The 20,848-nt window shown below is 45.2% G+C and carries 24 protein-coding genes; 13 read left to right on the forward strand and 11 right to left on the reverse strand.

Features of this window, described 5'->3' with window-relative positions; translation table 11 throughout:
- Nucleotides 1-227: 227 nt before the first annotated feature.
- The gene (locus R7E78_RS13270) at nt 228-1,394 is read left to right on the forward strand and encodes a nucleotide sugar dehydrogenase (RefSeq protein ID WP_047101868.1); all 1,167 of its coding nucleotides are present in this window, start codon (nt 228-230) and stop codon (nt 1,392-1,394) included.
- Nucleotides 1,395-1,489: 95 nt separating this feature from the next.
- On the opposite strand, the gene tpiA is transcribed toward R7E78_RS13270, so the two are convergent.
- Nucleotides 1,490-2,260, reverse strand: coding sequence for a triose-phosphate isomerase (gene tpiA / locus R7E78_RS13275; RefSeq protein ID WP_005384863.1), 771 nt, complete (start codon nt 2,258-2,260; stop codon nt 1,490-1,492).
- Between the two features lie 269 nt (nt 2,261-2,529).
- Between tpiA and R7E78_RS13280 the strand changes: the two genes are divergently transcribed.
- The 3 genes from R7E78_RS13280 (at nt 2,530) to R7E78_RS13290 (ending at nt 4,649) form a co-directional block, all read left to right on the forward strand.
- Entirely contained in the window at nt 2,530-2,877 is a 348-nt protein-coding gene (locus R7E78_RS13280; protein WP_017820736.1) for a 5-carboxymethyl-2-hydroxymuconate Delta-isomerase, read from the forward strand.
- A 162-nt stretch (nt 2,878-3,039) separates the two neighbouring features.
- Complete coding sequence (locus R7E78_RS13285) at nt 3,040-3,462, forward strand: DUF805 domain-containing protein (protein ID WP_033905993.1); 423 nt, start codon at nt 3,040-3,042, stop codon at nt 3,460-3,462.
- Between the two features lie 920 nt (nt 3,463-4,382).
- On the forward strand, nt 4,383-4,649 hold the full coding sequence (locus tag R7E78_RS13290) for a GIY-YIG nuclease family protein (RefSeq protein ID WP_395234299.1): 267 nt from the start codon (nt 4,383-4,385) through the stop codon (nt 4,647-4,649).
- On the opposite strand, the gene R7E78_RS13295 is transcribed toward R7E78_RS13290, so the two are convergent.
- The 3 genes from R7E78_RS13295 to glpX form a co-directional block, all read right to left on the reverse strand.
- On the reverse strand, nt 4,643-4,993 hold the full coding sequence (locus tag R7E78_RS13295; RefSeq protein ID WP_213877138.1) for a DUF3135 domain-containing protein: 351 nt from the start codon (nt 4,991-4,993) through the stop codon (nt 4,643-4,645). The two genes, R7E78_RS13290 and R7E78_RS13295, sit on opposite strands and share 7 nt — an antisense overlap.
- Before the next feature lie 160 nt (nt 4,994-5,153).
- On the reverse strand, nt 5,154-5,774 hold the full coding sequence (locus R7E78_RS13300) for a helix-turn-helix transcriptional regulator (RefSeq protein WP_005379532.1): 621 nt from the start codon (nt 5,772-5,774) through the stop codon (nt 5,154-5,156).
- Between the two features lie 384 nt (nt 5,775-6,158).
- Nucleotides 6,159-7,166, reverse strand: coding sequence for a class II fructose-bisphosphatase (gene glpX / locus R7E78_RS13305; protein WP_005383180.1), 1,008 nt, complete (start codon nt 7,164-7,166; stop codon nt 6,159-6,161).
- A gap of 348 nt (nt 7,167-7,514) precedes the next feature.
- Here glpX and zapB point away from each other — a divergent pair, with 348 nt between their 5' ends.
- Nucleotides 7,515-7,757 (forward strand): cell division protein ZapB, encoded by a 243-nt coding sequence (gene zapB, locus R7E78_RS13310; protein WP_005379536.1) that lies wholly within the window; start codon nt 7,515-7,517, stop codon nt 7,755-7,757.
- 135 nt (nt 7,758-7,892) lie between these two features.
- Here zapB and rraA read toward each other — a convergent pair whose 3' ends face one another.
- From rraA to priA, 7 genes are all read right to left on the reverse strand, one after another.
- Entirely contained in the window at nt 7,893-8,399 is a 507-nt protein-coding gene (rraA, locus tag R7E78_RS13315; protein WP_005379537.1) for a ribonuclease E activity regulator RraA, read from the reverse strand.
- 76 nt (nt 8,400-8,475) lie between these two features.
- Entirely contained in the window at nt 8,476-9,393 is a 918-nt protein-coding gene (locus tag R7E78_RS13320; protein ID WP_005383178.1) for a 1,4-dihydroxy-2-naphthoate polyprenyltransferase, read from the reverse strand.
- Nucleotides 9,394-10,170: 777 nt separating this feature from the next.
- Nucleotides 10,171-11,502: an HslU--HslV peptidase ATPase subunit gene (gene hslU / locus R7E78_RS13325; RefSeq protein WP_025768349.1), complete on the reverse strand. Its 1,332-nt coding sequence runs from the start codon at nt 11,500-11,502 to the stop codon at nt 10,171-10,173.
- 23 nt (nt 11,503-11,525) lie between these two features.
- Nucleotides 11,526-12,077, reverse strand: coding sequence for an ATP-dependent protease subunit HslV (hslV, locus tag R7E78_RS13330; protein ID WP_005383176.1), 552 nt, complete (start codon nt 12,075-12,077; stop codon nt 11,526-11,528).
- Between the two features lie 115 nt (nt 12,078-12,192).
- Nucleotides 12,193-12,741 (reverse strand): cell division protein FtsN, encoded by a 549-nt coding sequence (ftsN, locus tag R7E78_RS13335; protein WP_017820300.1) that lies wholly within the window; start codon nt 12,739-12,741, stop codon nt 12,193-12,195.
- 225 nt (nt 12,742-12,966) lie between these two features.
- A complete protein-coding gene (gene cytR, locus R7E78_RS13340) occupies nt 12,967-13,995 on the reverse strand; it encodes a DNA-binding transcriptional regulator CytR (RefSeq protein WP_254901949.1) in 1,029 nt (342 codons plus the stop codon).
- Between the two features lie 303 nt (nt 13,996-14,298).
- Nucleotides 14,299-16,503 carry a primosomal protein N' gene (gene priA, locus R7E78_RS13345; RefSeq protein WP_262591192.1) on the reverse strand — a complete coding sequence of 735 codons (2,205 nt, stop codon included), beginning with the start codon at nt 16,501-16,503 and terminating at the stop codon, nt 14,299-14,301.
- Between the two features lie 295 nt (nt 16,504-16,798).
- Here priA and rpmE point away from each other — a divergent pair, with 295 nt between their 5' ends.
- From rpmE to rplV, 8 genes are all read left to right on the forward strand, one after another.
- On the forward strand, nt 16,799-17,020 hold the full coding sequence (gene rpmE / locus R7E78_RS13350) for a 50S ribosomal protein L31 (protein ID WP_005379546.1): 222 nt from the start codon (nt 16,799-16,801) through the stop codon (nt 17,018-17,020).
- A 455-nt stretch (nt 17,021-17,475) separates the two neighbouring features.
- Nucleotides 17,476-17,787, forward strand: a complete 312-nt coding sequence (gene rpsJ / locus R7E78_RS13355; RefSeq protein ID WP_004410492.1) for a 30S ribosomal protein S10 — start codon at nt 17,476-17,478, stop codon at nt 17,785-17,787.
- Nucleotides 17,788-17,801: 14 nt separating this feature from the next.
- Entirely contained in the window at nt 17,802-18,431 is a 630-nt protein-coding gene (gene rplC / locus R7E78_RS13360) for a 50S ribosomal protein L3 (RefSeq protein ID WP_005379555.1), read from the forward strand.
- Nucleotides 18,432-18,448: 17 nt separating this feature from the next.
- Nucleotides 18,449-19,051 (forward strand): 50S ribosomal protein L4, encoded by a 603-nt coding sequence (gene rplD, locus R7E78_RS13365; protein ID WP_005379556.1) that lies wholly within the window; start codon nt 18,449-18,451, stop codon nt 19,049-19,051.
- The gene (rplW, locus tag R7E78_RS13370; protein WP_004398471.1) at nt 19,048-19,350 is read left to right on the forward strand and encodes a 50S ribosomal protein L23; all 303 of its coding nucleotides are present in this window, start codon (nt 19,048-19,050) and stop codon (nt 19,348-19,350) included. The genes rplD and rplW overlap by 4 nt, the downstream gene beginning before the upstream one ends.
- Before the next feature lie 15 nt (nt 19,351-19,365).
- Entirely contained in the window at nt 19,366-20,190 is an 825-nt protein-coding gene (rplB, locus tag R7E78_RS13375) for a 50S ribosomal protein L2 (protein WP_005383168.1), read from the forward strand.
- A 21-nt stretch (nt 20,191-20,211) separates the two neighbouring features.
- Nucleotides 20,212-20,490: a 30S ribosomal protein S19 gene (gene rpsS, locus R7E78_RS13380; protein WP_004394525.1), complete on the forward strand. Its 279-nt coding sequence runs from the start codon at nt 20,212-20,214 to the stop codon at nt 20,488-20,490.
- Nucleotides 20,491-20,500: 10 nt separating this feature from the next.
- Nucleotides 20,501-20,833, forward strand: coding sequence for a 50S ribosomal protein L22 (rplV, locus tag R7E78_RS13385; RefSeq protein WP_005383164.1), 333 nt, complete (start codon nt 20,501-20,503; stop codon nt 20,831-20,833).
- The last annotated feature ends 15 nt before the right edge of the window (nt 20,834-20,848 follow it).

Here is a 20,848-nt window from a genome sequence, read left to right on the forward strand (position 1 = left end):
GCCGATATGTAAGACATCAAGAGAAGCAAGAGCGAGTAGAGCAGCAGCAATTGGCGCTGGACTAAACAAAGGCCCCCCTTTTAGGGGGCTCACACAAAGCCACCTTCTTTAGAAGGTGGTAATTTACTTTCTAATGTATGAAGCTTAGGTTGCACAATATTGTTTCACTATCCAAAAATTAAAACTATTGATATTCTGATATAAGAACTAAAGATTAGGGTATTGGAATGAAAATAGCGGTTGCCGGTACGGGGTATGTCGGGCTCTCTAATGCGATGTTGTTAGCCCAAAACCACCAAGTTGTTGCACTTGATATTGTAGAAAAAAAAGTTGAGTTGCTTAACAACAAGTGTTCACCCATTGTAGATAAAGAAATTGAAGATTTTCTGTCTAATCGAGAACTAGACTTTACTGCTACCACGGACAAAGAGCTCGCCTACAAAGGTGCTGATTTTGTTGTTATAGCAACGCCAACGGATTATGACCCACAAACCAATTACTTTAATACGGCTTCCGTCGAAGCGGTGATAAAAGATGTAATGGCGATTAATCCAAATGCTGTAATGGTAATTAAGTCTACAGTGCCTGTGGGTTATACTGCACGCATTAAGCAAGAGTTAGGTTGTGAAAATATTATTTTCTCGCCAGAGTTTCTTCGCGAAGGCAAAGCACTTTACGATAACCTCCACCCATCTCGCATCATTGTTGGTGAGCGCAGTGCACGTGCTGAGACATTCGCCAATCTTCTAGTTGAAGGGGCGGTAAAAGAAGACATCCCAGTTTTGTTTACTGATTCTACAGAAGCTGAAGCGGTTAAGTTGTTCTCAAATACTTACCTTGCAATGCGCGTAGCTTATTTCAATGAGTTAGATTCTTACGCTGAGGCGCATAACCTTGATTCTCGCCAAATTATCGAAGGTGTTGGTTTGGACCCCCGTATTGGTAACCACTACAACAATCCTTCATTTGGATATGGTGGTTATTGTTTACCAAAAGATACCAAGCAACTTCGTGCAAACTATCAAGATGTCCCAAACAGTATTATTGGGGCCATAGTGGAAGCCAATCGAACTCGTAAAGACTTTATTGCTGAGTCTATTCTCAAACGAGAACCTAAAGTGGTTGGGATATACCGTTTGATAATGAAAGCTGGCTCAGATAATTTCCGCGCTTCGTCTATTCAAGGTATTATGAAGCGTATCAAGGCAAAGGGTATTGAAGTGGTGGTGTATGAACCAGTACTTCAGGAAGACGAGTTCTTTAACTCACGTGTAATCAACGACCTGAATGAGTTTAAACAAAGCGCCGATGTGATTGTCTCTAACCGTATGGTTGAAGAACTTACTGATGTGGCTGATAAGGTGTACACGCGAGACCTATTTGGTAGTGATTAGACTTTAGTTACGATGATCGTGTGTAATCTAATACACAAACAAAAAGGGATGCATGATGCATCCCTTTGTTATTTTTACTCTCAGTAAAAACGAGATTAAGCTTTTGCTTTAGCCGCTGCTTTAGCGATTGCTGCGAAGCTTTTCGCGTCTAGAGAAGCACCGCCAACTAGAGCGCCGTCGATGTCTGGTTGTGAGAAGTAAGCTTCAGCGTTTTCTGGTTTAACAGAGCCACCGTATTGGATGATTACTTGTGCTGCAACTGCTTCGTCTTTCGCTGCGATTAGTGCGCGGATAGAAGCGTGGATGCGTTGTGCATCTTCAGCAGTTGCGGCTTTACCAGTACCGATAGCCCAGATTGGTTCGTAAGCGATGATTGCGCCGTTTAGAGCTTCAACACCGTAAGTGTCGATAACTGCGTTGATTTGACGTGCACATACTGCTTCAGTTTCGCCAGCTTCGTTTTGCGCTTCAGATTCACCGATACAGAAAACAGGTGTTAGACCGTTTTCTTTTAGGAAATTGAATTTCTTAGCGATGAACTCGTCAGATTCGTTGTGGTATTCACGACGCTCTGAGTGACCGATGATAATGTGAGTAGCACCGAAATCTTTCAGCATTTCTGGAGACATATCGCCAGTGAACGCACCGCTGTTGTTTAGGTCAGTGTTTTGAGCACCTAGGATGATCTTGTTACCGCCTTCAGCGATTACGCGCTCTGCCAGGTCGATGTAAAGTGCTGGTGGAGCGACTGCTACGTCAACACCTTCAACGCCTTCAAGTTCAGCGTTAAGACCAGTTAGCAGCTCAGTTACCATTGCTTTGCTGCCGTTTAGTTTCCAGTTACCCATCACTACAGGACGACGCATAGGAATATCTCCCTTATCTTTAATGTAAATAGTCAATTAATGTAAAAAATCTACGTAGGAATATAACAGAATAATGTGAACAGATCATGATTGGCGTCATGTCTTGTCCGGCTTTCTTTGTTGATTCGACCAAGCATCGATCCTGTTATTTTTGTCAAAAGCAACCGATTGGTGATCGCGTAGACAGAATGGTAGTTCATTCCTCGGAAATTGCTGCTGAGATTGGTATTACTACGCGCTGGAATTAATTGTTGTAGAAAGGAATCAAAATGCCAAATCTCGTTTTAGAGTATTCAAACTCGGTGGAAGAACGCGTCAATGTTCAGGGGTTGCTGGAGGATTTACATAAAACGGCGTTAGAAAGTGGCCTTTTTGAACTCGCGTCAGTGAAATCTCGAACGCTCCGGTGCCACAATTGGTTAATAGGAGAGGAGGGTGATAGCCTCGACTTTATCCATATCAACTTTGATTTGTTATCTGGTCGCTCCCAAGAACAAAAGCGAGAACTGTCACGAGCCTTGATGGCGACACTTCAAGAGCAAGCTAGTCACGTGCACAGTTTAACGGTCAATATCCGAGACATGGATATAGATAGCTTCCAAAAGGTAGTGAACTAGGTTGCGCTGAATTGCCCGAGAATAGCGAGGGGTTATTGTTACGAATTCTCAGCCTTGCTCTGCTTGTTATAAGGGTGTTGTGGGCACCCAAGCTATCGGTGTCCTTTCCAAACTATATCGACTCGGCTAATCTATAACCTTTCTACTTTGGGGTAAAATTTGATGTCGACTAAAGAGTTACTGTTTTCTTTTCAAGGACGTATAGACCGTAAAACCTACTGGATTTGGAACGTTATTTACTATGTGTCCATTCTAGGCTTTGGTGCCGGTATCAGCCAACTGCTTCCTACTCTCTCCTATGTGCTTCTTCCTATTTTCTTGGTGGTTCTGTTGATCCCTGATTTGGCGATCACCACCAAGCGTTGGCACGACCGCAACAAATCGATCTATTGGCTAGCACTGAATATTCCGCTGATTATCGGACGAATTGCCACGCCAATGACCAGCCCTGCCGCGCAAGAGCCGTCGACCCCACAGATGTTCGTTGCTTCCATTTCTCTGATTTGTGGTTTATGGATTCTAATTGAATGTGGTTTCTTAAAGGGAACATCAGGACCAAACCAATATGGCCCTGAGCCGGAGTAATTGCTTCAAGTATCGTGCGTGCTGAAAGTAGATTCTTAGTCGCGCTAAGGCTCGCTAGAATGACAAACTCTTTTGATTTAGAGACTGTTAAAGCCACTGTCATTCTGAACAGCGAGGAACGAGTGTGATTCAGAATCTATCATCCGATTGTACGGTGGTTTAGGTGAGCGGGAAAGAATAGGAGCTTGCTGTTACTAGATTCTTAGTCTCGTTAAGGCTAGCTAGAATGACAAACTCTTTTGATATAGAGACTGTTAAAGCCATCATCATTCTGAGCAGCGAGGAATGAGCGTGATCCAGAATCTATCGTCCGGTTGAGCAGTGGTTAAGCTGAGTGTGAAAGAGTAGGAGCTTGCTGATACCAGATTCTTAGTCTCGCTAAGGCTCGCTAGAATGACGAACTCTTTTGACATAGAGCTTATTAAAGTCACCGTCATTCTGAACAACGAGGAACGAGCGTGATTCAGAATCTATCGTCCGGTTGAGCAGTGGTTAAGCTGAGCGGGAAAGAATAGGAGCTTGCTGTTACGAGATTTTTAGTCTCGCTAGGGCTCGCTAGAATGACGCTCCCCTTTGGTTTAGAGATTATTAAAGTCACCGTCATTCTGAACAGCGAGGGACGAGCGTGATTCAGAATCTATCATCCGGTTGAGCAGTGGCCAAGGTGATCGGGAGAGAATAGGAGTTTACTGTTGGCAGGTTCTTAGCCTTGCCGAGGCTCGCTAGAATGACGAACTTCTCTGGTTTAAAGGCTGTTAAAGTCACTGTCATTCTGAACAGCGAGGGACGAGGGTGATTCAGAATCTACGCACAGAGTGCTCCGAGTTTGAAATAAACTGACTGAGCTCGCGAATTACAATGGAAAAGTAACAGCGAATAATGAAGGAGAATGAATCATCGATAAGACACCTTGCGTTTATATCCTAACGTCAAATAACAACGTCGTTCTCTACATAGGTGTTACCAGTCAGCTGCCCCAAAGAATATGGCAACATAAAAATGGAGTAGTGGAAGGATTTACTAAGAAATACAACGTTCATAAGCTCGTTTACTTTGAGTTATTCGACGATATGGCTAATGCTATAAACCGAGAAAAGCAGCTCAAGCAGTGGAAGCGTGAGTGGAAGTTAGCCTTGGTAAGAGAAACGAACCCTAACTTTCTCGATCTATCTACTGAGTATCAGTAAAAATCATCCCTATCTTTAAACGCGTTTAAGCTAACCACATCCGCTTTTTGTGTTGGTGCGGCTTCCCCTTGTAGCGCTGCTTTGAACTTCACGACCTGTTTTTGCAACTCGTTCATCAATACCACATTGGTGTGATGAGGGTTTTTACACGTGCTGATGACTCTATCGATGTGGCTTTGTTGAGCCCACAATCTTTCTTTCATATTTTCTGATGCGCTCTCGATCATCTCTTTCGCCATCTCATGACGAAATTGCTCAAAAGCTTCTGGATCTCGCTCTGCCATTCGAACCATTTCATCGAATGGAGGAAGCGTTTGGGATGGGATATGACGTAGATTAGACATCGATGCTCTCCAAATCCTTATGGAAGTTGCCTTTAGTTACTAAAAGCCTATACCACTAGAAAGAGGAGAGAGGATGAATTCTTTAGCCGTCTCACTTATAAGAGAAGCTTTCAAGCTTGAGATTGAATAAGTGCGGCATGTCGATGTTTGGTTGTGGTGGTTACTGTAGTTGTTGGATGCGGTAGACGCAGCGTCTTTGGCCGCTAATGATGTGTTCGGTACGCTCTACTTTGGTGTCACGTCCAAGTAAAGACTGAAAGACACTTAATTCTGATTGGCACAAGCTTGGGCAGCGAGTTGCGGCTTTACAAATCGGACAGTGATTTTCGATCAAGATAAATCCGTTCTCATCTTTCTCGAGCTCGGCCATATAGCCTTCTTGCTCTCTTAATGTGACAAGTGTTTCTAGTTTGCTTTGCAGAGAGTCGCATTGCTCAAGATGCTGACGATAACTTTGTAACGTGAGTTTTTCCCTTTCTGATGTGACTTTTTCCAGTCCATCTTTGCCAAAGATATGTTCGACAGCTTCTATAAACTGAATGGTCAACTCACCGTGACGGTCAGCAAATTGCTCATGACCTTTTTGAGTGAGAGACCAATGACGAGCAGGGCGACCAACTTTTACTTTTACGTCATGGATAGAAAGAATGCCATCATCTTCTAAACTTTGTAGGTGCTGACGAGCCCCCATGGTTGTCATACCTAGCTCAGAAGAGAGTTGTTTTGCAGTGACGGAGCCATCACGCTTAACGATTTGCAATATCCTATCTACGGTCTTCATATATCCACCATTTATACGTCAGTACATATTATGCGCGATAGGGTTAGTAAAGAAAAGTGTTGACTTAATTTGAGTGTGGATTTGTAGAGGCTATGTTCATATGAGCCAATATATGTCGTCATTCTGAACAGCGAGGGACGAGGTGGTTCAGAATCTACTGTCCGGCTGTGCAGTGGCTAAGGTGAGCGGTAAAGAATCGGAGTTTGCTGTTACCAGATTCTTAGTCTCTCTGGAACTCGCTAGAATGACGAGTTCTTTCGATTTAGAGCTTATTAAAGTCACCGTCATTCTGAACAACGAGGAACGAGGTGATTCAGAATCTACTGTCCGGCTGTGCGGAAAGAAAGGCTCAAACTCAGATTGAGCTAGAGCCTCGAGAAATGCTTAAAGAATAATATCGCGTACTTCTGGATCTTTACGATCTAGGTAGTGAGTCGACTTAATGCGACGAATAGTACGGCATCGACCGCGCACGAGCAGCGTTTCTGTGGTCGCTATATTGCCTTGACGAGAGATACCTTCTAGCAAGTCACCTTTAGTAATGCCTGTTGCTGAAAATACCACATTGTCGCTACGAGCCATGTCTTCCATTTTGAGGACAACATTCGCTTTTACGCCCATTTCATCGCAGCGTTTTAGTTCATCTGCACCGTAAATGCGGTTTTCTTCAGTATCGCCTTTTACCTCATGACGAGGAAGCAGGCGACCGTGCATGTCACCGTCTAGCGCTCGAATTACCGCTGCTGATACAACCCCTTCTGGCGCACCGCCAATACAGTACATCATGTCCACTTCACTGTCTGGCATACAAGTTAGAATAGAGGCAGCGACATCACCATCAGGCACCGCAAAAACACGTACGCCCATTGCTTGCATTTCTGCAATAACGTCATCGTGGCGAGGTTTCGCAAGGGTAATAACGACTAGGGTATCAAGTGGCTTGTTCAGGGCTTTTGCTACGTTCTCTAGGTTTTCTTTTAACGGCTTTTCTAAGTCAATTACGCCTTTTGCACCAGGGCCAACAACCAGTTTTTCCATGTACATATCTGGCGCTTTAAGAAAGCTGCCTTTCTCACCTGCGGCAAGTACGGCTAGTGCGTTCGATTGTCCCATTGCCGTCATACGCGTCCCTTCAATCGGGTCGACAGCGATATCCACTTCATCACCACCAATACCCACTTGCTCACCAATGTACAGCATTGGCGCATCATCGATTTCACCTTCACCAATGACAATTTCACCACTGATATCTGTTTTGTTCAGTAGCGTGCGCATAACTTCAACAGCTGCGCCATCGGCTGCGTTTTTATCGCCACGGCCAAGCCATTTGTAACCAGCCAGAGCTGCACCTTCAGTCACACGGGAAAATGCCATTGCTAAATCGCGTTTCATGATGTCTCCAAGTAAGCAAGAGGGAAGAAGAATTTGCGCGGCGATTCTATCACAAGGTCGAGTAAACGTTTGCCTTTTTGCGAGGCTTTTACTTTATCTAACTTGAATTTGATCAATACTTAGGGCGATTTTCAGCGTAGCGGGACGCAAAATCCTTGCTCAAAAATGCTTCGGCGACAAGAAAAGTCAGCGTTTAGTGAGATTGCGCTGATTTTTTGACCGAATGATGCAAAATATCGAATATAGTGAGTGTTTCTCATCGCGACGCTGAGTAGAATGAACCTTATATAGGTTAGGTGTGCATCAATCTCGCACATCGTCCCAACGGAATAACATAGGTAGGCCAAGATGTCTTTTGAAGTACTAGAACAACTAGAATCTAAAATTCAAACTGCAGTTGACACAATCACTCTTCTTCAGATGGAAGTCGAAGAGCTGAAAGAAGATAAAGCTAAACTTGCGGAAGAAGCGAACGAGCTTCGCTCTCAACGTGAAGAGCTAGAGCAAAAAGCACAACAAGCACAGCAAGAGCACGCACAATGGCAAGAGCGCATTCGTGCACTACTTGGCAAAATGGACGAAGTGGAATAATTCAGCTTCTTCATTCCAAATTAAAAACACCCGCGCTAAGCGGGTGTTTGTGTTTTAGGGAAGTAGAAAATGTTAAGACAAGGCTAGGCGCTGATAGCTAAGAGAAGACCCTATAACTTATACACCTAAGACTCGCTATGCTTCTTCATCCAACTCTAAATCAATATTCAATGGTTCAGGCGACAGGATAATTCCGGTGCTATCAGCATAAATATAATCTTCAGGTAAGAAGCTGACGCCGCCAAAGTTGACTGGTACATCTAATTCGCCAATACCCTGGCTGGTCGCTCCAACAGGAATAGAGGCGAGGGCTTGAATGCCTAAGTTCATATCTTCAAGTTCATCTACTTCGCGAACACAGCCGTAAACGACAATGCCTTCCCACTCGTTTTCTTCCGCAATGGTTGCGATTTCTGCATCGATAAGGGCTTTACGTAGGGAACCGCCACCGTCAATTAACAAAACGCGACCAAGTCCATCTTGCTCTAATGTCTCGCGGATCAACGAATTATCTTCAAAACACTTGATGGTGGTGATTTGCCCGGCAAATGAAGCGCGACCGCCAAAGTTACTGAACATTGGTTCAACCACATCTACCTGGTCGAGGTAGATATCACAGAGTGCTGAGGTATTGTATTCCATAGCGTACCTTTCTAAACAGAAATTGGTTGTCTTTGAGTATATCTAGGCATTAAGTCAATGCAATGACAATCCTTTTTTAACTTACTAGAGTTTGAGCTACCACAATTGTTGCAAACAAAACGTTGGTGACTAGAGAGCATTTCACGATGACTGGCATCATTGGTGCTATCTGAGCGGGCTTTTGTGTATGCCAAACTGCTTTACCATGATCGGCCACGAAATAAATACTAAGTAAAAATGGCAAGCTAATCCAAACGGGTTTGTCTTGAATTAACAAGTAAGCCGCAAAGGCAAGGATAGCTCCGCCAAGTAAGATAAAGTGGTACTGCTTGGCTTTACGTTGACCTAAGCGTACCGCCACCGTGCGTTTACCACACTCTCGGTCGTTCTCTATATCACGCATATTGTTGATGTTGAGTACTGCGACAGCGAGTAAACCGCAGCCTAAAGCAGGTAAGAATAGCGTGGTGTCTACGTGACCAGTATGCAAGAAGTAGGTTCCGGATACGCCTAGTAGACCAAAAAACAAGAACACTGATATATCGCCAAGCCCCACGTAACCGTATGGTTTGCTACCCATGGTATAAGCAATGGCTGCGAGAATGGCCAAAATTCCCAGCCCGATAAAAGTGACAATGCTTTCCAGTGAACTTAGTGAATAGAAAACTAACACCAAGCCTGAGATTGCGGTCAGAACGATGTTAAAGATAATCGCTTGTTTCATCTGCTTAGCACTTACCGCGCCAGACTGCATCGCTCTTAATGGACCGAGGCGTTTGTCGTTATCTGTACCTTGAACGGCATCGCCATAGTCGTTTGCCAGGTTGGACAGAATTTGCAGCAATGTCGCGGTTACGAAAGCCATGATGGCAATCGTCAGTGAGAAATGACCCGCCGAGTAGGCGAGCACGCTACCTGTTAAGATAGAGACCAATGCCAGAGGTAATGTTTTTGGACGAGCGGCTTCAAGCCAGATCTGTAGAGATTGTTTCATGGAAATTTCGTGCTAGTAACCAATGTGCCCAGTATAAGCACAAAGAGGCAGATACGCTATTGACCTAAAACAACTCAACTAGAAGTCAAAGGGTTATTCAGAATCTATCATCCGGTTGTGCAGTGGTGAAGGTGAGTGGGAAAGAAAGGCGTTTGCTGTTAGCAGATTCTTAGTCTCGCTTGAGCTCGCTAGAATGACGAGATCTTTTTTGATTTAGGTATTGTCAAAGTCACCGTCATTCTGAACAACGAGTGTGATTCAGAATCGATCATCCGATTGTGCGGTGGTTAAGGTGAGTGGGAAAGAATAGGCGTCTGCTGTTACCAGATTCTTAGTCTCGCTTAAGCTCGCTAGAATGACGAGATCTTTTTGATTTAGATGTTGTCAAAGTCACCGTCATTCTGAACAGCGAGGAACGAGGTGATTCAGAATCTATCGTCCCAATAGTGCCGTGGCTAAGGTGAGTTGGAAAGAATAGGAGCTTGCTGTTAGCTGAGTCTTAGTCTCGCTTGAGCTCGCTAGAATGACGAGCTCTTTTGATTTAGATGTTGTCTAAGTCACCGTCATTCTGAACAGCGAGGAACGAGTGTGATTCAGAATCTATCGTCCGATTGTACAGTGGTGAAGGTGAGTTGGAAAGAAAGGCGTTTGCTGTTAGCAGATTCTTAGTCTCGCTAGAATGACGAGAGCTTTTGATTTAGATGTTGTCAAAGTCACCGCCATTCTAAACAAAAAGCCCAGAAACAAGGTTCTGGGCTTTGGTAAAATAGATTGCGTTTAAAGAATAAAGCGGCTTAGATCTTCATCTTCAATTGTGTCGCCTAGGCGCGCTTTCACGTAAGCGGAATCAATAACGAATTTAGCGCCAGATTGCTCCGCTGCGTCGTAAGAGATTTCATCCATCAAGCGTTCCATTACGGTGTGTAAGCGACGAGCACCGATGTTTTCGGTGCTTTCGTTGACCGTCCATGCCGCTTCCGCGATTTGCGTGATGCCGTCTTCTGTGAATTCGATGTCCACATCTTCCGTTTTCATCAACGCAACGTACTGCTCTGTTAGAGAGGCTTTTGGTTCTGTCAGAATGCGTTTGAAGTCGTTGCTGCTTAGTGCTTCTAGCTCAACACGAATTGGTAGACGGCCTTGCAATTCTGGGATCAAGTCAGATGGTTTTGCCACTTGGAATGCACCAGATGCAACAAACAGAATATGGTCTGTTTTTACCATGCCGTGCTTGGTTGATACCGTGCTGCCTTCAATCAATGGAAGTAGGTCGCGCTGAACACCTTCGCGTGAAACGTCTGGGCCTGAGCTCTCGCCGCGTTTACAGATCTTGTCGATCTCATCGATAAATACGATGCCGTTGTTTTCAACGTTGAAAATCGCTGCTTCTTTTAGCTCTTCTTGGTTTACCAGTTTCGCCGCTTCTTCTTCCGCTAACGCTTTCATTGCGTCTTTGATTTTCAGCTTACGTTTTTTCTTAGTGTCGCCTGCCAGGTTTTGGAACATGCCTTGCAGCTGGTTAGTCATCTCTTCCATACCAGGAGGCGCCATGATCTCTACGCCCATCTGCGGTGCGGCTACGTCGATTTCAATTTCTTTATCGTCTAGTTGGCCTTCACGCAGTTTCTTACGGAAGATCTGGCGAGTGTGAGAAGACTCTTCCGTTTGCTCTGCTTGACCCCAGCTATCACGTGCTGGTGGCAGTAGCGCATCAAGAATGCGTTCTTCCGCTTGTTCTTCTGCGCGGAATTTCACTTTTTCCATCGCTTGTTGATGCGTCATTTTCACAGCGACATCTGTTAGGTCACGGATGATGGTTTCAACTTCTTTACCAACGTAACCCACTTCGGTGAATTTTGTCGCTTCAACTTTGATGAAAGGGGCATTTGCCAGTTTTGCGAGGCGTCGTGCGATTTCAGTCTTACCAACACCAGTAGGGCCAATCATCAAGATGTTTTTTGGCGTCACTTCGGCACGCAAGCTTTCTTCAAGCTGCATGCGGCGCCAGCGGTTACGCAGTGCAATCGCAACCGAACGTTTGGCTTTTTCTTGACCGATAATGTGGCGGTTCAATTCATGAACGATTTCGCGAGGCGTCATTTCAGACATATTCTTTCCTTACTTCGTTACGATTACGCGGTTGGTTTTTCAGGCTCTACTGTTGAGTCTAGCTCTTCTACCGTGTGGTGATGGTTAGTGAAGACACAAATGTCACCCGCGATATTGAGAGCTTTTTCCGCGATCTCACGAGCATCTAGATCTGTGTTTTCTAGTAGGGCGGTTGCGGCAGCTTGTGCGTAAGCACCACCAGAGCCAATCGCAATCAGGTCGTGTTCTGGCTGTACGACATCACCATTACCGGTAATGATTAACGATGCGGTTTCGTCGGCAACGGCAAGTAAGGCTTCGAGCTTGCGCAGAGCACGATCGCTACGCCAGTCTTTGGCTAGCTCAACTGCCGCTTTGGTTAGGTGACCTTGGTGCATTTGCAGTTTGCTTTCGAAGCGCTCAAAAAGGGTGAAGGCATCCGCAGTACCGCCGGCAAAGCCCGCTAGTACTTGGTTGTTGTATAGGCGGCGAACTTTGCGCGCATTACCTTTCATTACGGTATTGCCTAGAGATACTTGGCCATCACCCGCGATGACGACTTTATTATTTCGACGTACAGATACAATGGTAGTCACAGTCGACCTCTTGATTATTTCTCTTTGGATTTAATTCAGTATATGGGGGAGGAGAAATGGGGATTCAAGGGGGCAAAAAGAAAGGCCCTAGGATCTTAGCTCCTAGGGCCTGAGTTTAAAGATTTTCTTTCCAAATCGCACACGGCTCGATTTTCGCGCGTTGCAGTTTATGACGGTCACGTTCTGCATCACGTTTGAACTTATACGGACCTAGCACCACGCGATACCATGAACTGCCTTCTTTCTTACGAATCTTGCTCGACATCCCTTGGAACGCGATTGCAAGCTTGCGCTCTTCGGCTTGTGCCTGAGTTTTGTACGCGCCACACTGCATGATGTAAGGAATTTTAGAAACTTCAATTTCTTTGGCCACAACTTCAACTTCACGTTTCGGTAGTGACTCAACATATTCCCATTTTTCTTCTGGTGGTGGCGGCAAGTCTTTTTTCGGCTTTGGTTTGCTTACAGTGGTTGTTGGCTGCTTCACGACTGGTTGTTTAGGTTCTGGGTCGCTACTCAAAAGGTAAAGACCATAGCCAAAACCGCCCACGAGCAAGATAGCGAGCAGGCCACTGCGCCAAGGTTTTTTTCTTCTCGGCGGCTGTTTTTTTGTCGACTTTTTTGGGGCGCCTCGCCCCCGTCTTACATAATCTCTGTTTGCCACGGTTATTTCTGGTCATCAAGGATTCTTGCAAATATGTTAATCCAGAACGAGTTGAGAAAACACCCTATTGATAGAATCTTGATAGCTAAAGCGCGACAACGCCCGAGTGTAGGAGTGTGTTTCCGTTCTCACTTACATTTATTCAGGGATACACAAAAAGCAGGAGGGGTAAATAAAAAAGCGGCGCCTTAGCACCGCTTTGGGGATGAATACCTAATCTTTAGGTTAAGGGCGCTGTGGTGGCGCTGCACTTCCACGAATGACGAGATTAGTTTCAAGCAGACGCGAGCCTGAATGCACGTCGTGGCCTTTTAACATCTCGAGCATCATTAGCATCGCTTGTCGACCAATCTCATAGCGAGGTTGAGAGATGGTGGTCAACGGTGGATCGCAGTACTGAGCGAAGTTAATGTCATCAAAGCCCACAACAGAGAGATCTTGCGGTACTCGTAAGCCAAGCTTTTTCGCTTCTTGAATTGCGCCGATGGCCATTGTGTCACAGTGACAGAAAATAGCCGTTGGTGGTTCTGGCAATTCGAGCAGTTTACGAACGGCTTTTGCTCCGCCATCAAAAGAGAACTCAGTAATGACACTATATTGTGGATCTTTATTGATGCCGGCACGGCGCAGGGCTTGCTGGTAGCCTTGCTGGCGGAACTGACACAATATTGCTGTATCTGGTCCAGAGATTTGAGCAATGCGTTTATGACCTAATTGAGTCAGGTAATTCACCGCTTCAAATGCTGAGGTCAGGTTATCAATATGTACTGTCGGAAGCTCGAGCTCTGGCGCAAATTCACACGCCATTACCATCGGAGGTAAGTTCTTTTGCTCTGGCTTACTGACATCGAATGGTAGATCTGTACCAAGCAGTAGCATTCCATCTGCCTGCTTAGTAAATACGAGGTTAACGAAAGAGCTTTCGCGTTTCTTCTGTTGTCCGCTATCACCCAGCAGGACTAGATAGCCATGTTCCATGGCTGCATCTTCAATACCGCGAATAATTTCAGAAAAATAAGGATCACAGATGTCGGGAACGATAGTAACAATGGTTTTTGATTCGTTTCTACGTAAGTTACGCGCTAATGAGTTTGGAGAATAACCCGCTTCAAGTACGGCATCTTCTACTCTCTTTCTTGTAGAAGAAGAGACTTTCTCTGGATTCATTAAGGCTCGAGATACCGTAGCCGTAGACACTCCCGCAAGCTGGGCAACATCCTTCATTGTCGCCATAGTTTTTAACCTCTCATTTATTTTTTGCCAAGATGACGTTATTCCGGTTTGAAATCAGAGTAATCAAACCGAGTTAGAGCTGTATTTGCTCTTCGCTCAGTTCGTGTTAACGAGTGTGAAAATGGATTCTTCACCGCGATATCAATTTGTGGGAATAGTCATTGTTTTAATCTAAGCCTGTGCAAACAAGTCACTTTAGACTTTTCTAATTTGGATAGTCTATTCATTTCTAAAGTGAAAGTTACGGTCTGTTTAACAAAAATTGTAATCTTGGTGTGATTCTGGTCACATTAAATGGTAATTCATTACATAGTTAAACGTTTGCTAGCTGAGATCTTGTGGTTCTATGTCTAAATTCCAGCGTACTTTCTTAGCATTTGGCAACAACTCAATAGCAGGTTTGGCACTGGTTAATAACTTTTGCATCAATGAACGATGCTGAGTTTGCAGTAATAGTTGCCAACGGTATTTACCAGCCCGCTTGGCCAAAGGTGAAGGAGTAGGGCCTAACACCATGCAGGAATCATCGAACAGAGGGTGTGACTCTAACGTAAAGCGAACCTGACGCAGGAAGTCTTCAACTACCTCACTTTGGTTTGCCTCTGCTTTAAACAGAGTCAAGAAACTATAAGGCGGAAGCTGAGCCAGTTTGCGTTCTTCCAGAGCAGTCATAGCAAAGTGGCGATAGTCTTTTTGAAGTAGGGCCTGCAGCAAGCTGTGCTCAGGATGGTGGGTTTGTAGGATAACCTCGCCAGGTTTACTTGCGCGGCCGGCACGACCTGCGACTTGAATAAACAACTGCGCTAGTCGCTCGGAAGCGCGGAAGTCACTACTATAGAGAGAGCCATCAACATCCAAAAGAGCAACGAGCGTTACATTTGGAAAATGGTGCCCCTTAGCCAGCATTTGGGTGCCAATCAGAATTTGATGTTCACCTTTACGAATCGATTCAAGGGCATCTTCCAAACTACCTTTGCGACGTGTGCTGTCTCTGTCGATGCGAATGGCGTTGTATTCTGGAAATAACTGAGCCAATTGTTGTTCGAGTTGTTCCGTTCCTACGCCGACGGTAACCAATTGAGTTGAACCACACCCCTGACACTGATGAATTACCGGTTGTTGTGAGCCGCAGTGATGGCAGCGTATTTCGTTGCTGTAATGGTGGAACGTGTAGTACGCATCACAGCGTTTACATTCTGCAATCCAACCGCATTCATGGCACATCAAAGCGGGCGAAAAGCCTCGACGGTTAAGAAACAACATTACTTGATTGCCCGCTTTTAAATGCTTGCGCATTTCGGCAATCAGTTGGGCAGATAAGCCACTTTCTAAATACTGACCTTTTACATCTAACACTTTATTGGTGGTTGGTACGGCAGAGCCAGCTCGTTGGGTTAGTGTTAAATGGTGATACTTGCCTGACAAGGCATTGTGCAATGTCTCCAGTGCAGGTGTGGCTGAGCCCAGAACAATCGGAACTTGTTCTTTATGAGCGCGCATTACAGCAACATCGCGTGCATGATAACGCAAGCTATCTTGCTGTTTGTAAGAGGTGTCATGTTCCTCGTCCACAATGATAATCCCGAGATCAGCAAAAGGCGCGAGTAGGGCAGAGCGTGTGCCGATAATGATTCCGGCCGCTTTGTCGCGTGCAGAAAGCCACGCATTCAGACGCTCCGTCTCGTTTAACCCGGAGTGGATGACGTCAACTGGCACATTAAAACGGCGTTTAAAGCGGTTGATGGTTTGTGGTGTTAAGCCAATCTCTGGTACTAAAACCAAGGCTTGTTTACCTTTCTCTAAGACCGGCTTGATCAGGTTGAGGTACACTTCTGTCTTACCTGAGCCCGTGACGCCTTCTAATAAATAGGAGGCAAAACCTGTTTGGCTATTTACACTCGCAATAGCCAGCGCTTGTTCGTGGTTGAGCTTTGGCTTCTCGACGTCGCATTCAACGTGCTGTCCCCACTGGGTGATTACAGGCTTCTTCTCGATACGTTCAATCCAGCCTTTCTCTTCTAAAGACTTTAGTACTGTTGAGGCTACCTCTTGGTCGACAAATTCCTGGTGAGGCAAAGCGCCGTTAACCAACATTTGCAAGACCTTCTGTTGTTTGACCGCTCGACGATCAAGCCCTTGCATCAGCTTGTCTTTACCGGATTCGGTAATTTGCCACTCTTGTAGCGTCGCAAAATCTGCAGGCTTTCCTTTACGTAGAGCTGCTGGCATCGCATTGTGTAGCGTATCTCCAAGTGGGTATTGGTAGAACTGGCTGCACCAAGTCAGCAACGAATAAAGCTTTTCAGACCATATCGGCTGAGAATCAATAACTGCTTTGATTGGCTTGAGTTGATCTTTGGGAAAGTCCGAGTGATTAACCATCGCGGTGACGATGCCAACTAACGTTTGGCGTCCAAAAGGTACGGAAACGCGTCCACCAATGATCGGAAACAGGTGCCCCGGAATGGCGTAATCAAATTGTTTGTCGAGCGGAACGGGTAATGCCACTCTAGCAATGGTTGGACGCATAAATTCTTAGCTATTAAAAAGAGGGAAAGGAAATGAGAGTCTATTAAAATCGGTATGGAAATTCGAGTAAAGCTATGTGATTCAGCGTGAATCGTGCCTCTATGATTAGTCTGGCTAAAAAAGTGGCGAAAAAGTTGCCAAATGTGTTGATCCGAGCAATGTGATTCTTTACTATATCGCGCCTTGAGATATGGCTTCGGCAATTAGTTGATGCGGTATCCCATTTTATTATTAATTGCGTGTGGTGTGCGGCTTAGATTCGTATAGCGACACGGCCTACTATTGAGGTTATCCCATGAAAGCTGGTATCCACCCAGAATACAAAGCAGTAAAAGCGACTTGTTCTTGCGGCAACTCTTTTGAGTTCAACTCTACTCTAGGTAAAGAGTCTATCCACCTAGACGTATGTGACAAGTGTCACCCATTCTACACTGGTAAGCAACGTATCGTTGATACAGGCGGCCGTGTTGATCGCTTCAACAAGCGTTTCGGTGCACTATCAAGCGGTAAGAAATAATAGCAGCCGCTATTACGATTACAGTTTAGAAAAGGACGCTTCGGCGTCCTTTTTGTTTAATGGCTACCAAGCGAAGAGGAATGTATAGGGTTTGGAATATTCCCGATTATTTTTCACTCAGCGCTTGCAACCTAAAGTGTGATCTGTATAATGCAGCGCACTGGTTAAGCCAGTTGTGAACCAATGAGCAGTGAGGAGCGAGCAAATCTAAGGATTTGTGAGGTAATGTATACTCAGCTTATGTTCGCGGTTAATACAATTAGCTATCTTTTCTTCGGAAAAACTATCCTCAAAGGTGACTTTGGCATATAGGGATAGTTAATCGAAAATTAACTGACAATGCGTCCTAATCTTGGATGCTACGGTTTCACATAAATCAATCGGCATTCTCTCGTCTTGACGAGTTTGAGTGGCGATATTGTTTGTGTAATTTATTAAATTTGGAGCTCTGTCTCATGCAGAACCAACGTATCCGTATCCGCCTAAAAGCTTTCGATTACAAACTAATCGATGCTTCTACAGCGGAAATCGTTGAAACAGCTAAGCGCACTGGCGCACAGGTTCGTGGTCCAATCCCACTGCCAACTCGTAAAGAGCGTTTCACAGTTCTTATCTCTCCACACGTTAACAAGAAAGCACGTGACCAGTACGAAATCCGTACTCACAAGCGTCTAATCGACATCGTTGAGCCAACAGACAAGACTGTTGATGCTCTAATGCGTCTAGACCTTGCTGCGGGCGTTGACGTTCAAATTAGCCTAGGTTAAGGGAGATTAGAAGTATGATTGGTCTAATCGGTCGTAAAGTGGGCATGACCCGCGTATTTACTGAAGAAGGCGTTTCTATCCCAGTAACAGTTGTTGAGGTTGAAGCTAACCGTGTTTCTCAAGTGAAAACTCTTGAAACTGACGGCTACGCAGCAATCCAGGTTACAGCTGGTTCTAAGAAAGCTAACCGTGTAAACAAAGCTGAAGCAGGTCACTTTGCTAAAGCTGGCGTTGAAGCTGGTCGCGGTCTTTGGGAATTCCGTTTAGAAAACGGCGAAGAGTTCGAAGTTGGTTCAGAACTAACTGTTGAACTATTCAACGAAACTAAGAAAGTAGACGTTACTGGTACATCTAAGGGTAAAGGTTTCCAAGGCGCTGTTAAGCGTTGGAACTTCCGTACTCAAGATATGACTCACGGTAACTCATTGTCTCACCGTGCTCCTGGTTCTATCGGTCAATGTCAGACTCCAGGTCGCGTATTTAAAGGCAAGAAAATGGCAGGTCACATGGGTGCTGAGCGTGTAACGACTCAAAACCTAGAGATCGTACGTGTTGACGCTGAGCGCAACCTGCTTCTTATTAAAGGTGCAGTCCCAGGCGCAACTGGCGGCAACGTGATCGTTAAACCAGCTGTTAAAGCATAACGTCTCAGGAGTAAGTAATGGAACTAATGGTTAAAGGTGCCGATGCACTAACTGTTTCCGAAACTACTTTCGGACGTGAGTTTAACGAAGCTCTTGTACACCAAGTAGTTGTTGCGTACGCAGCAGGTGCTCGTCAAGGTACTCGTGCTCAAAAAACACGTTCAGAAGTTTCTGGCGGTGGCGCTAAGCCATGGCGTCAAAAAGGTACTGGCCGTGCGCGTGCTGGTACAATCCGTAGCCCAATCTGGCGTACAGGTGGTGTTACTTTTGCTGCGAAACCACAAGATCACAGCCAAAAAGTAAACAAAAAAATGTACCGTGGTGCTATGAAGAGCATTCTTTCTGAGCTTGTTCGTCAAGAGCGTCTAATCGTTGTTGATAACTTCTCAGTTGAAGCACCAAAGACTAAAGAGCTAGTTGCTAAGCTTAAAGAGCTTGAGCTAACTGACGCTCTAATCGTGACTAGCGAAGTAGATGAGAATCTATTCCTAGCTGCTCGTAACCTATACAAAGTTGACGCACGTGATGTTGCTGGTATCGATCCAGTATCTCTAATCGCGTTTGACAAAGTTGTAATGACTGCAGAAGCAGTTAAGCAAGTAGAGGAAATGCTAGCATGATCACTGAAGAGCGTATCCTAAAAGTTCTACGTGCACCGCACATCTCTGAAAAAGCAACTATGGCAGCTGAGAAAGCGAACACTATCGTTTTCAAAGTAGCTAAAGATGCGACTAAAAAAGAGATCAAAGCAGCTGTAGAAAAGCTATTTGAAGTTGAAGTTAAGTCTGTAAATACTCTTATCACTAAGGGTAAGACCAAACGTCAAGGTCTACGCCAAGGTCGCCGCAGCGACGTTAAGAAAGCGTACGTTACTTTGAAAGAAGGTCAAGATCTTGACTTCGTTGGCGGCGCGGAATAACAGGAGTAGTTAAAAATGGCTATTGTTAAATGTAAGCCGACTTCCCCTGGTCGTCGTCACGTTGTTAAAGTTGTTAACGCTGACCTACACAAGGGCAAGCCATACGCACCTCTTCTAGAGAAAAACTCTAAGAACGGTGGTCGTAACAACAAGGGTCGTATCACAGTACGTCACATCGGCGGTGGTCACAAGCACCACTACCGTGTAGTTGACTTCAAACGTACTAAAGATGGTATTCCAGCGACAGTTGAGCGTCTTGAATACGATCCAAACCGTAGCGCAAACATTGCTCTAGTTCTTTACAAAGACGGTGAGCGTCGCTACATCCTAGCACCTAAAGGTGTTGTAGCTGGTGATGTTATTCAGTCTGGTGTTGATGCACCAATCAAAGCTGGTAACACTCTACCAATGCGTAATATCCCAGTAGGTTCAACAGTACATAACGTTGAACTTAAGCCTGGTAAAGGTGGTCAGCTAGCTCGTTCGGCTGGTGCTTACGCTCAAATCGTTGCTCGCGACGGTGCGTACGTAACTATCCGTCTACGTTCTGGCGAGATGCGCAAAGTTCTTTCTGAAGGCCGTGCAACAATCGGTGAAGTTGGTAACTCTGAGCACATGCTACGTGAACTTGGTAAAGCAGGTGCATCACGTCATCGCGGTATCCGTCCAACGGTTCGTGGTGTTGTAATGAACCCGATTGACCACCCACATGGTGGTGGTGAAGGCCGTACTTCTGGTGGTCGTCACCCAGTATCTCCTTGGGGTATGCCTACTAAAGGCTTCAAGACTCGTAAGAACAAACGCACTGACAAGTACATCGTACGTCGTCGTAACAAGTAATCTATATAAAGAGGAATCGCCATGCCACGTTCTCTCAAGAAAGGTCCTTTTATTGACCTACACTTGCTGAAGAAGGTAGAGAAAGCGGTGGAAAGCGGAGACAAAAAGCCTATTAAGACTTGGTCCCGTCGTTCAATGATCATCCCTACGATGATCGGTTTGACCATCGCTGTCCATAATGGTCGTCAGCACGTACCAGTATTTGTAACTGATGAAATGATCGGTCACAAACTGGGTGAATTCGCACCAACACGTACTTACCGCGGTCACGCTGCGGATAAGAAAGCTAAGAAGCGCTAAGGAGTAGATAATGGAAGCAATTGCTAAACATAACTTTGCTCGCATTTCGCCTCAGAAAGCTCGCTTAGTTGCGGATCTAATCCGTGGTAAATCTGTTGACCAAGCTCTAGAAATCTTAACGTTCAGCAACAAAAAAGCTGCTGCACTAGTTAAGAAAGTTCTAGAGTCTGCTATCGCTAACGCGGAGCACAACGAAGGTGCAGATATTGACGATCTGAATGTCGCAAAAATCTTTGTAGATGAAGGCCCAACCATGAAGCGTATTATGCCTCGTGCTAAAGGTCGTGCGGATCGTATCTTGAAGCGTTCAAGCCACATCACTGTTGTTGTAGCAGATCGCTAGAGACTAGGAGAGTAA

It is taken from the genome of Vibrio sp. YT-19(2023) (assembly GCF_033337395.1).

Coding starts and splice junctions, on each gene's coding strand:
- rpmE (WP_005379546.1), top strand. CDS start 16,799: ATGAAAGCTGGTATCCACCCAGAATACAAAGCAGTAAAAGCGACTTGT.
- R7E78_RS13295 (WP_213877138.1), bottom strand. CDS start 4,993: ATGTCTAATCTACGTCATATCCCATCCCAAACGCTTCCTCCATTCGAT.
- rplD (WP_005379556.1), top strand. CDS start 18,449: ATGGAACTAATGGTTAAAGGTGCCGATGCACTAACTGTTTCCGAAACT.
- tpiA (WP_005384863.1), bottom strand. CDS start 2,260: ATGCGTCGTCCTGTAGTGATGGGTAACTGGAAACTAAACGGCAGCAAA.
- rpsJ (WP_004410492.1), top strand. CDS start 17,476: ATGCAGAACCAACGTATCCGTATCCGCCTAAAAGCTTTCGATTACAAA.
- hslU (WP_025768349.1), bottom strand. CDS start 11,502: ATGTCTGAAATGACGCCTCGCGAAATCGTTCATGAATTGAACCGCCAC.
- R7E78_RS13280 (WP_017820736.1), top strand. CDS start 2,530: ATGCCAAATCTCGTTTTAGAGTATTCAAACTCGGTGGAAGAACGCGTC.
- R7E78_RS13320 (WP_005383178.1), bottom strand. CDS start 9,393: ATGAAACAATCTCTACAGATCTGGCTTGAAGCCGCTCGTCCAAAAACA.
- rpsS (WP_004394525.1), top strand. CDS start 20,212: ATGCCACGTTCTCTCAAGAAAGGTCCTTTTATTGACCTACACTTGCTG.
- zapB (WP_005379536.1), top strand. CDS start 7,515: ATGTCTTTTGAAGTACTAGAACAACTAGAATCTAAAATTCAAACTGCA.
- rplB (WP_005383168.1), top strand. CDS start 19,366: ATGGCTATTGTTAAATGTAAGCCGACTTCCCCTGGTCGTCGTCACGTT.
- rplC (WP_005379555.1), top strand. CDS start 17,802: ATGATTGGTCTAATCGGTCGTAAAGTGGGCATGACCCGCGTATTTACT.
- R7E78_RS13300 (WP_005379532.1), bottom strand. CDS start 5,774: ATGAAGACCGTAGATAGGATATTGCAAATCGTTAAGCGTGATGGCTCC.
- glpX (WP_005383180.1), bottom strand. CDS start 7,166: ATGAAACGCGATTTAGCAATGGCATTTTCCCGTGTGACTGAAGGTGCA.
- rraA (WP_005379537.1), bottom strand. CDS start 8,399: ATGGAATACAATACCTCAGCACTCTGTGATATCTACCTCGACCAGGTA.
- rplV (WP_005383164.1), top strand. CDS start 20,501: ATGGAAGCAATTGCTAAACATAACTTTGCTCGCATTTCGCCTCAGAAA.
- priA (WP_262591192.1), bottom strand. CDS start 16,503: ATGCGTCCAACCATTGCTAGAGTGGCATTACCCGTTCCGCTCGACAAA.
- rplW (WP_004398471.1), top strand. CDS start 19,048: ATGATCACTGAAGAGCGTATCCTAAAAGTTCTACGTGCACCGCACATC.
- R7E78_RS13270 (WP_047101868.1), top strand. CDS start 228: ATGAAAATAGCGGTTGCCGGTACGGGGTATGTCGGGCTCTCTAATGCG.
- R7E78_RS13285 (WP_033905993.1), top strand. CDS start 3,040: ATGTCGACTAAAGAGTTACTGTTTTCTTTTCAAGGACGTATAGACCGT.